At 48.1% G+C, this 9,208-nt stretch carries 9 protein-coding genes and 1 other annotated feature; all 9 genes read left to right on the forward strand.

Annotation, left to right across the window (positions count from 1 at the left end; all coding sequences use genetic code 11):
- The first annotated feature begins 3 nt into the window (after positions 1 to 3).
- The 9 genes from P3X63_RS08825 (at position 4) to pyrP (ending at position 9,128) form a co-directional block, all read left to right on the forward strand.
- Positions 4 to 279 (forward strand): YggT family protein, encoded by a 276-nt coding sequence (locus P3X63_RS08825; protein WP_026586888.1) that lies wholly within the window; start codon positions 4 to 6, stop codon positions 277 to 279.
- 124 nt (positions 280 to 403) lie between these two features.
- Positions 404 to 1,180 carry a YlmH family RNA-binding protein gene (locus tag P3X63_RS08830; RefSeq protein ID WP_026586889.1) on the forward strand — a complete coding sequence of 259 codons (777 nt, stop codon included), beginning with the start codon at positions 404 to 406 and terminating at the stop codon, positions 1,178 to 1,180.
- A gap of 95 nt (positions 1,181 to 1,275) precedes the next feature.
- The gene (divIVA, locus tag P3X63_RS08835) at positions 1,276 to 1,770 is read left to right on the forward strand and encodes a septum site-determining protein DivIVA (protein ID WP_026586890.1); all 495 of its coding nucleotides are present in this window, start codon (positions 1,276 to 1,278) and stop codon (positions 1,768 to 1,770) included.
- A gap of 62 nt (positions 1,771 to 1,832) precedes the next feature.
- Positions 1,833 to 2,060 (forward strand) — a binding site (T-box leader).
- A 51-nt stretch (positions 2,061 to 2,111) separates the two neighbouring features.
- Entirely contained in the window at positions 2,112 to 4,874 is a 2,763-nt protein-coding gene (gene ileS, locus P3X63_RS08840) for an isoleucine--tRNA ligase (protein ID WP_026586891.1), read from the forward strand.
- 171 nt (positions 4,875 to 5,045) lie between these two features.
- The gene (locus P3X63_RS08845) at positions 5,046 to 5,411 is read left to right on the forward strand and encodes a TraR/DksA family transcriptional regulator (protein WP_026586892.1); all 366 of its coding nucleotides are present in this window, start codon (positions 5,046 to 5,048) and stop codon (positions 5,409 to 5,411) included.
- A 44-nt stretch (positions 5,412 to 5,455) separates the two neighbouring features.
- Positions 5,456 to 5,995 carry a signal peptidase II gene (gene lspA, locus P3X63_RS08850; protein ID WP_256860416.1) on the forward strand — a complete coding sequence of 180 codons (540 nt, stop codon included), beginning with the start codon at positions 5,456 to 5,458 and terminating at the stop codon, positions 5,993 to 5,995.
- Position 5,996: 1 nt separating this feature from the next.
- Positions 5,997 to 6,911, forward strand: a complete 915-nt coding sequence (locus P3X63_RS08855) for an RluA family pseudouridine synthase (RefSeq protein ID WP_026586894.1) — start codon at positions 5,997 to 5,999, stop codon at positions 6,909 to 6,911.
- A 180-nt stretch (positions 6,912 to 7,091) separates the two neighbouring features.
- Positions 7,092 to 7,640 carry a bifunctional pyr operon transcriptional regulator/uracil phosphoribosyltransferase PyrR gene (gene pyrR, locus P3X63_RS08860; protein WP_026586895.1) on the forward strand — a complete coding sequence of 183 codons (549 nt, stop codon included), beginning with the start codon at positions 7,092 to 7,094 and terminating at the stop codon, positions 7,638 to 7,640.
- A 195-nt stretch (positions 7,641 to 7,835) separates the two neighbouring features.
- The gene (gene pyrP / locus P3X63_RS08865; RefSeq protein ID WP_026586896.1) at positions 7,836 to 9,128 is read left to right on the forward strand and encodes a uracil permease PyrP; all 1,293 of its coding nucleotides are present in this window, start codon (positions 7,836 to 7,838) and stop codon (positions 9,126 to 9,128) included.
- Positions 9,129 to 9,208 lie beyond the last annotated feature (80 nt).

Here is a 9,208-nt window from a genome sequence, read left to right on the forward strand (position 1 = left end):
CAGATGATCCTATTTTATATTTACAAAGTTTTAAGCATGCTTCTAACCGTGTATTCCTTTGCGCTGATTATTTACATTTTTATGTCTTGGGTGCCGAATGCAAGAGCAACATCATTCGGCAGGGTTTTGGCGTCCGTGTGTGAGCCGTATCTGGAGCCGTTCAGAAGAATCATTCCCCCGCTTGGCATGATTGACATTTCGCCGATTGTGGCGATCTTCGTCCTGCGGTTCGCAGATATGGGGCTGATCGCGGTCTTCAGAATGCTCGGCGCTTTTTAAGACATCGCCCCTTTAAGGAGGGAAGGGCTTGCCGAAGAACGCGGCAAAGCGCCGCCTTCAAATGTTTTAGGGCAAGTTTTGGCTTGGCTTACAGCCAAGCCTGTTTACTTGGAAAGGATAGACAATGAGCGATATTTACCAGCATTTCAGAAAAGATGAGGAGCCGTTTATTGACAAGGCTCTTGAATGGAAACAAACAGCGGCCGATCAATATCGGATGAAACTCACCGATTTTTTGGACCCGCGGGAGCAGGTGATTTTGAATTCTCTCGTCGGCCAGTCGGATGAGGTGAAGCTCGCCTTTTTCGGCGGCTTTCCTGAAGCCGAACGGAAAAGGGCCGTTTTTTATCCGGAATACGTCGAGCCGTCCGCGGAAGATTTTCAGCTTCAGGCCTATGAAGTGCTGTATCCGCAGAAGTTCGCCTCCATCGAACATCGCGAGCTTCTCGGATCTTTAATGGGGATCGGGCTGAAGCGGCAAAAGTTCGGTGACTTGATCTTTGCGGACGGGACATGGCAGTTTGTTTGTTCGGAAGAGGTCGCTGATTTTGTATTTTCCCAACTTGGGCAAATCGGCAAGGTGAAAGTATCACTGGAAAAAATTCCGCTGTCAAAACTTAAAGTACCGGAGCAAGCTGTCGAAATAAGGGATGACACTGTTTCATCTTTAAGGCTTGATGCGGTTTGCTCGGCAGTGAGCAGACAATCCCGGCAAAAGGCGCAGGTTCTTGTTAAAAACGGACTCGTCAAAGTGAATTGGAAGGTTATCGAAGACCCTTCTTATACACTTCTCGAAGGGGATATGCTGTCCGTGCGCGGTTTTGGCCGCTTCAGGCTGAAAAACATTGACGGCAAAACGAAAAAGGGCAAATGGAGATTGTCGTTTGAACTGCAAAAATAAGCCAATTTCACAGTTTTTTCTCCGTCCGGTCGAATTTTGCTTTATAATGTGAACAAGGACAATTGTACATAAAGAAAATAATGGAGGTGGGCAGCATGCCTTTGACGCCAAATGATATTCATAATAAAACATTTACGAAAGCGTTCCGCGGCTATGATGAAGATGAAGTAAACGAATTTCTGGCCCAGGTGAGAAAAGATTATGAGATCGTGCTGCGCAAAAAAAGCGAGCTTGAAGCAAAGGTGAATGAGCTGGACGAGCGTCTCGGCCATTTCTCAACGATTGAAGAAACATTGAATAAATCGATTCTTGTCGCACAGGAAGCGGCGGAGGACGTAAAGCGCAATTCGGAGAAAGAAGCGAAGCTCATCATCCGCGAGGCTGAAAAAAACGCGGACCGGATTATTAACGAATCGCTCTCTAAATCAAGAAAAATCGCGATGGAAATCGAAGAGCTCAAAAAGCAATCAAAAGTGTTCAGAACCCGATTCCAAATGCTGATTGAAGCACAGCTTGACCTGCTGAAGAATGACGATTGGGATCATCTGCTTGAATACGAAGTCGACGCGGTCATGGATGAAAAAGAATAGATTTTTCATTCATTCTTGACATGTTGTCATGCGTTCGCATATAATACGTTCATAAAATCGAGTGAAAAACGTTTGAGAGGGACCGACATAATTCCTAAATCAGCAATCGAAGCGACCCGGGGGCGGTGTGAGCCCGGGATTGTTGGGATTCATGTGGATCAGCCCTTAAGTTTCCTTTCTGAACCGCGCAGTAGGAAAGGACGTCCCATCACGTTACGATGTTTGAGCGGATAAGCTGCAGCTTATCTAAAAGGGTGGTACCGCGAGATCAAAGCCTTCTCGTCCCTTATGGGATGAAGAGGCTTTTTTTGTTTTAGAAAAGATGTTTTGGAGGAATGATAATGGATTACAAAGACACGCTCTTAATGCCGAAAACGGATTTTCCAATGAGAGGAAACCTGCCGAAACGGGAGCCGGAAATTCAGGGGAAATGGGAGGACATGGATATCTACAGCCTTGTGCAGGAACGGACGGCGGGCAGGCCGATGTTCGTATTGCACGATGGGCCGCCATATGCAAACGGCGACATCCATATGGGTCATGCGCTGAACAAAATTTTAAAAGACTTCATCGTCCGTTCAAGATCAATGAGCGGCTACCACGCGCCGTATGTACCTGGCTGGGATACTCACGGACTGCCGATTGAAACGGCGCTGACAAAAAATAAAAAAGTCAAACGCAAAGAAATGACGGTCGCCGAATTCCGCAAGCTTTGCGAGGAATATGCATGGCAGCAGATCGAAGGCCAAAAGGAGCAGTTTAAACGCCTGGGCGTCAGAGGAGATTGGGAAAATCCATATGTCACGCTGAAGCCTGAGTTTGAAGCACAGCAAATCAAAGTGTTTGGCGAGATGGCAAAAAAAGGCTATATCTACAAAGGGCTGAAGCCTGTGTACTGGTCTCCTTCGAGCGAATCGGCTTTAGCGGAAGCGGAGATCGAGTATCATGACAAGCGCTCACCATCCATTTATGTCGCGTTTGATGTGAAGGATGGCAAAGGGGTTTTAACAAACGGCGAAAAATTCATCATCTGGACGACAACGCCATGGACGATCCCGGCGAACCTTGGAATCGCGGTACATCCTGAGCTGGAATACAGCGTCGTTGCTGCGGGAGGCTCACGCTATGTGATCGCCAGCGCATTGGTGGAAAGCGTAGCAAAAGCGATCGGATTTGAAGATCATGAAATCGTTCAAACGGTTAAAGGAAAAGACTTGGAGCACATCGTGGCCGCTCATCCTTTATACGGCAGAGATTCGCTTGTGATGCTCGGCGAACACGTCACAACAGACGCGGGCACAGGCTGTGTTCATACAGCACCGGGACACGGTGAAGACGACTTTATCATCGGCCAGAAATACGGGCTTGATGTCCTTTGCCCAGTTGATGAAAAAGGGAATATGACAAGCGAAGCGCCTGGATTTGAAGGACTGTTTTACGATCAGGCCAACAAACCGATTACCGAAAAGCTTGAAGAAAAAGGCGCGCTCATGAAGCTGGATTTTATCACCCACTCTTATCCGCACGACTGGAGAACGAAAAAGCCGACGATTTTCCGCGCGACTGCTCAGTGGTTCGCTTCCATCAAAGATTTCAGAAACGAGCTGCTTGAGGCTGTTAAAGAAACGAAGTGGGTGCCTGAATGGGGTGAAACCCGCCTTTACAACATGATTCGCGACCGCGGCGACTGGTGTATTTCAAGACAGCGGGCATGGGGCGTGCCGATTCCGGTATTTTATGCGGAAAACGGTGAACCGATTATCACCGATGAAACGATTGAACACGTCTCCGCTTTGTTCAGGGAGCACGGATCAAACATCTGGTTTGAAAAAGAAGCGAATGAGCTGCTTCCTGAAGGATTTACACATCCTGGAAGCCCGAACGGCAAGTTTACGAAAGAGCAGGACATCATGGATGTCTGGTTTGATTCAGGTTCATCCCACCAGGCCGTCTTGGAAGAGCGCGATGATTTGGTAAGACCTGCTGACCTTTATCTTGAAGGGTCTGACCAATATCGCGGCTGGTTCAACTCATCGATTTCAACGGCTGTCGCCGTAACGGGAAAAGCGCCGTATAAAGGCGTCCTTTCACACGGTTTTGCGCTTGACGGCGAAGGCCGGAAAATGAGCAAATCGCTCGGCAATGTCGTCGTACCGGCAAAAATCATGAACCAGTTTGGCGCCGATATTCTCAGGCTGTGGGTTGCATCTGTCGATTATCAAGCGGACGTCCGCGTATCTGACGCGATTTTAAAACAGGTCGCAGAAGTATACCGGAAAATCCGCAACACGTTCCGTTTCCTTCACGGAAATATCAGCGATTTTGACCCGGCGAAAGATGCTGTCTCTGCAAACGATCTTCGTGAAGTGGATCAATATATTTTGATCAAGCTGAACAACCTGATTGAAAAAGTGAAAAAAGCGTATGAAGAATATGATTTTGCGGTAATTTATCATGCGGTTCATAACTTCTGTGCAATCGAACTCAGCTCGTTCTATATGGATTTCGCAAAAGACGTCGTCTATATTGAACATGCTGATCACAAAGACCGCCGCAGCATGCAGACTGTTTTTTATGAAACGCTGCTTGCCCTCGTCAAGCTGATCGCGCCGATCCTGCCGCATACAGCAGATGAAATGTGGAGCCACTTTACATTCGTATCGGAACAAAGCGTCCAGCTCAGCGATATGCCGGAGACGAAGGACATTCCGAACGCAAAAGAGACGGAAGAGAAATTCGACCGTTTCATGACGCTCCGCGATGATGTCTTAAAAGCGCTGGAAAATGCCCGTAATGATAAGATCATCGGAAAATCTTCCGTTGCGAGCCTGACGCTTTATCCGAACGAACAATCCAAGGCATTATTAGCTTCCATCAATGAGGATGTCAAACAGCTCTTCATCGTTTCCGAGTTCGCAATCGGCGGAACTGAAGCGGAAGCTCCGGAAGAGGCGCAATCGTTTGAAACAGGAAAAATCGTCGTCGCCCAAGCGGACGGAGAGACTTGTGAACGATGCCGCATGGTCTCAAAAGAAATCGGCCAGGATCCTGACCACCCTGAACTTTGCCCTCGCTGCGCAGGGATTGTCAAAACATATTATTAAAATGAACGCAACAGCGGTTCGGTTTTCCGAGCCGCTGTTTTTTTACTTAAAAAACAGCTTTTTTCAGGAACTGACATCGTTTTGTACGTCAGGAAAAATCTTATGGGCTTGGAGATCGAAATTGTCGGTAACACTAAAGGCACAACGCTAAAAGCAGGAGTTGATTCAGGAGTGAATGACCAGCTGGCGAACATCCATACAGAGCTTCTTCAAATGAAGGAGGAACTGGAGTCAAGATTATTTGAGTATTCCTTTTTTCAACAAGATTCACCGACAATCAATTCATATCAGCAGGCAACTTTGATGTACCATGTAAAAGAAGAACTGCAGGATGTGCTTTTGGCCCTTTCCAAAATAGAAAACGGAACATACGGGATCTGTGAAGAAACGGGTCAGGCGATTCCGCTTGCAAAACTTGCTGTTCTGCCGACTGCGAGAACGGCGAACGATTTTTTGTACCACATTCAGTTTGAGAAAAAGACGCTGCCCATTTGGGCCGAAACAGATGAAACCTACAGTCAAGCACTGTTTTCTTAAATGCCTTAAAGGGGGAAGCTTCGCTTTCCTCTTTAAGGATGTCAATGAATATTCCTTTACTCCGATTCTTTTTCTTGGTAAAATGCTTAAATGAAGAGAAACAGAAACTGGAGGAACAGTGTGTGCCTTATTACATAATTGCACTGATAATCATCGGTATCGACCAATTTACAAAATGGCTTGTCGTCAGCAGGATGGAATACGGAGAAAGCATCCCTGTCATCGACGGCTTCTTTCAGATCACCTCCCACCGGAATACAGGCGCTGCCTGGGGCATTCTTGAAGGGCAGATGTGGTTTTTTTACATCATCACAACGGTCGTCATCATCGGTCTTGTCTACTACATCCAAAAGCATGCAAAAGGGCAAATGCTGCTCGGGACCGCACTCGGCCTGATGCTTGGCGGGGCTGTCGGCAATTTTATCGACCGAGCCGCCAGACAAGAGGTTGTCGACTTTATTCATGTCACGATCGTCAACTATCATTACCCGATTTTCAACATCGCTGATTCATCATTATGCATCGGCGTCCTGCTTTTATTTGTGCAAATGCTGCTAGACGGAAAGAAGAAGAAGGAGCTGTAACATGGAGCAATATGAAATGACCGTTCCGGAAGCCCATAAAAGTGAACGGATTGATAAATACTTGACCGCGGTCGAATCAGACTGGTCGCGGACTCAAGTACAGCAATGGATCAAGGAAGAACGCGTACAGGTAAACGAAAAGGCTGTCAAAGCCAATCACAAAGTGCAGCCGGGAGATGTTGTGAAAGTCGATGTTCCTGAACCGGAGCCGCTCGATGTCGAACCGGAACCGATGGATCTGGATATTTATTATGAGGATCAGGATGTCCTTGTCGTCAATAAACCGCGCGGAATGGTAGTCCACCCTGCTCCCGGCCATCTGACGGGAACGCTTGTCAACGGCTTGATGGCGCACTGCAATGATTTGTCCGGCATCAACGGTGTCATGCGTCCCGGGATCGTCCACCGCATCGATAAAGACACCTCAGGCCTGCTGATGGTTGCCAAAAACGATCTGGCTCATGAATCGCTTGTCAACCAGCTCGTCGATAAAACGGTGACGAGAAAATACACGGCGCTTGTCCATGGTGTCATCCCGCATGACCACGGGACAATCGATGCACCGATCGGCCGGGATAAAAAGGACAGGCAAAGCATGACGGTTACAAGAGAAAACGGCAAGCACGCCGTCACTCACTTTGAAGTGAAAGAACGGTTCGATCATTTTTCCGTTGTTGAGTGCCGTCTGGAAACCGGGAGGACCCATCAAATTCGCGTTCATATGAAATACATCGGTTTTCCTCTGGCCGGGGATCCTAAATACGGTCCGAAAAAAACGATCGATTTCAACGGCCAGGCGCTTCATGCCGGAGTGTTGGGATTTGATCATCCGCGCACAGGGGAATATATCGAATTTGCGGCTCCATTGCCTGAAGATATGAAAACGCTCATCGACAATCTTCGAAATAATCATTGACATGCGGTTTCTTTTTTGAAATAATAAATGCAGTTACATCAGATTCTTTAACACAGTCCAGAGAGGCTGAGAAGGATAGCGGACAAGTGAATGATACCATTCGCTTACAGAACCCCTCTCTGCCTTTTAGCGGAAGGGGTTCTTGTTTTATCCTTAGAAAGAGACGGGGTGCTTTAAGCCATGCACGAACAAGAAAAGGCTGTTGTACTTGACGAACAGGCGATCAGAAGGGCGCTGACAAGAATCGCCCACGAAATGATCGAGCGAAACAAAGGAATGAACAACTGTATCCTTGTCGGCATCAAGACGCGAGGCATCTACTTGGCCAAACGACTCGCCGAACGGATCGAACAAATTGAAGGAAACAGCGTGACGGTGGGAGAACTCGATATTACGCTGTACAGAGACGATTTGTCCAAAAAAACGTCCAATGAAGAACCGCTTGTCAAAGGCGCGGACATCCCGGTTGACATTAATGACCAAAAAGTCATACTCGTGGATGATGTGCTTTTCACAGGACGGACGGTCAGAGCGGCGATGGATGCCCTCGTCGATGTCGGACGTCCATCTGCGATTCAGCTTGCTGTACTGGTTGACAGAGGCCACAGAGAGCTTCCGATCAGGGCTGACTTTATCGGGAAAAACATTCCGACATCCAAAGCCGAAAAGGTTATGGTTGAGCTTCAGGAAGTGGACGGGCGCGACCTTGCCGCAATCTACAAAAAATAAATGATATATCCTTTTTTAAATGCATTCCAGTGAGTTTGCAAAGAGGGATCTAGACACTAACTTAAAGTCACCGCCAGCAGTGACGGTTTTTGTCTGCCTCTTTGCGCACATATGCAAAGAGGCTTTTTTTATGGCGTTATCTTGACAACATAAGAAGACATCATAGATTACGAATCGAACATCAGGAGGAAAATTATGAGCATGAAAAATATGAACTTAGATGTAAGAGATGTGCCAAAACCGCTGAATTGGCTATCCTTCAGCCTTCAGCATCTGTTCGCCATGTTTGGCGCGACCATCCTTGTGCCGAAGCTTGTCGGCTTAAGCCCGGGAGTGGCGCTGATTACGAGTGGACTCGGAACACTTGCCTACCTGTTGATCACGAAAGGGCAGATTCCCGCCTACCTAGGTTCATCGTTCGCCTTTATCTCGCCGATTCTTGCAGCCAAAGCGGCCGGCGGGCCGGCAGCTGCCATGATCGGGGCCTTTATGGCCGGAATCGTCTACGGATTGATTGCCCTTTTCATTCAGCGGCTGGGAACGGGCTGGCTGATGAAGCTTCTTCCGCCGGTCGTCATCGGACCGGTTATCATCGTCATCGGACTCGGACTGGCGAGTACAGCGGTCAATATGGCAATGTATGAAAATCCGAACGCCGAAACGCTTGTCTACAGCGCCAAACACTTTGGCGTAGCCGGGTTTACGCTGGCAGTGACCATCATCTGTGCCATTTTCTTGCGCGGATTCTTCAGCCTGATCCCGGTGTTGATCGGAATTATTTGCGGATACTTGTACGCGCTCACCCAAGGGATTGTCGACTTTCAAATCGTGGCTGATGCCAAATGGTTTGCGGTTCCTGATTTTGTTCTCCCGTTTGTCGATTATACGCCGGGTATAGCCGCTATTGTCACCGGTCTTGCGATGGTTCCTGTCGCATTCGTCACCATGTCGGAACATATCGGCCACCAGATGGTGTTAAGCAAAGTGGTTGGCCGCGATTTCATCAACAAGCCGGGGCTTCACCGCTCCATCTTCGGTGACAGTGTGGCCACAATGCTTGCTTCATGCTTGGGCGGACCGCCGACAACAACGTACGGCGAAAATATCGGTGTCCTGGCGATCACACGGGTATTCAGCGTGTTTGTCATCGGAGGAGCGGCCGTCATCGCACTTTGCTTCGGGTTTATCGGCAAGGTGTCGGCGCTGATCAGCTCAGTTCCGTCTGCTGTCATGGGCGGTGTATCCTTCCTGCTCTTCGGCATCATCGCTTCTAGCGGACTGCGGATGCTGATTGACAATAAAATCGATTTGGAAAATAAGCGAAACCTGATCATTTCATCCGTCATCCTCGTCATTGGAGTCGGCGGCGCATTTATCAAAATCTCCGGATTCGAACTGTCCAGCATGGCGCTGGCGGCTATCGTCGGCGTCATATTGAACCTTGTCCTGCCTGAATCCAAGGAAGAGCAGGATGCGACAGAAGTGTAAAAAGCAAATATGAAGACCTTTTAATTGAAGTCCAGAGAGGCTTGGAAGGGTTGTTAACAAGAGAAGTGCTGTCACATTCT

The organism is Bacillus sp. HSf4 (genome assembly GCF_029537375.1).
Lineage (GTDB): Bacteria > Bacillota > Bacilli > Bacillales > Bacillaceae > Bacillus > Bacillus sonorensis_A.